This is a genomic window from Azospirillum sp. B506, assembly GCF_000333595.1.
Classification (GTDB): Bacteria; Pseudomonadota; Alphaproteobacteria; order Azospirillales; family Azospirillaceae; genus Azospirillum.
Window position 1 is genome coordinate 1 of the sequence record NZ_BADK01000282.1, and the last position, 1,081, is coordinate 1,081.

A 1,081-nucleotide genomic window follows, 5' to 3' on the forward strand; every position below is an offset into this window, starting at 1 on the left:
CGGTGACCTGAATTTCACGAGATACTGAGGTGCTGCCAACTTGGCTTCCACCGTGGCGCGGGCCGGCGGATTGGCCGGATCGACCCAGGCGTCCCAGGCCTTGTTCATCGCGCCGAAGCTGGCGATGTCAGCCAGATAGATGGTGGTCGACAAAAGCTTGCTCTTGTCGCTGCCCGCCTCCGCCAGCAGGGCGTCGATCTGGGCCAGGATCTGGATGGTCTGACGTTCGACGTCGGGCGTCGGCTCGTCGGCGACCTGACCGGCGAGATAGACCGTGTCCTTGTGGACGACCATCTGGCTCATGCGCGGTCCGGTGTGGAAGCGCTGGATCGACATGACGGAAAGACTCCGGGTTCCGGGGCTGAAAAGACGCGGGTACGTCTATGCCATTCGGAGCCGAGCGCGAAGAAAAAAATGCGCCTCGCCCGCTCAGGGCTGCCCCGCAGCGCTTTCCTTCGCCAAAAGTGCGGCGAAACGCGCGGATGGAACCGCGAAATTGCGCACGGCCGGCGCAGTCCCGGCGGCGACGCCGACTCCGGCGACCGCCCAGCCCTCGCCATTCGCGGTACGAACCAGCAGCGGACCGCCGCTGGTTCCGCGCGTGGCATCGCAATCGTGAACCAGCAGCCCGGCCCTCTCCCCCAGCAGGTGGCAGTCGCGGTCGGCCATCAGGATTTGCGCCCGGTCCTGGCTGTAGCCACCCAGCATCAACGCCTCTCCGGACGACAGCGGCCCGGTGTTCACCGGGAGCGGCGGCACCGACTCCGGCGCCGGTTCGGCGAGGGTCAGAACCGCCCAGTCGCCGGCGGTCAGCGGCGTCGCCGCGGCGGGATCGTAGGCCGGATCGGTCGCCACCCGCGCCACTGTGACGTGACGGGTGAAGGCTCCCCGGTCATAGCCGAACAGCACATGCAGGGACGACGCCTGGAGGAAGCGCCGCGTCCGTGCATTGAACAGGCAATGGCCGGCGGTCACAACTGTGCGCCGGCCGACCAGCGCCCCGGTGCAGCGGCGGGCAGATTGTTCTGCACCCGCACCACGCTGCGCCAGGGCGCCGCCGTAACGTCCACCGGCGCGCGCC

General features: G+C 68.5%; 2 protein-coding genes. Both read right to left on the reverse strand.

The genetic code is table 11. The features are described 5' to 3' along the window. Positions 1–336: RidA family protein (locus tag I71_RS08870; RefSeq protein ID WP_042693983.1), on the reverse strand; the 336-nt coding region annotated here is incomplete at its 3' end. Positions 337–429: 93 nt separating this feature from the next. Further along, the coding region (locus tag I71_RS08875; protein ID WP_244433721.1) for a serine protease at positions 430–1,081 on the reverse strand (652 nt) is incomplete at its 5' end.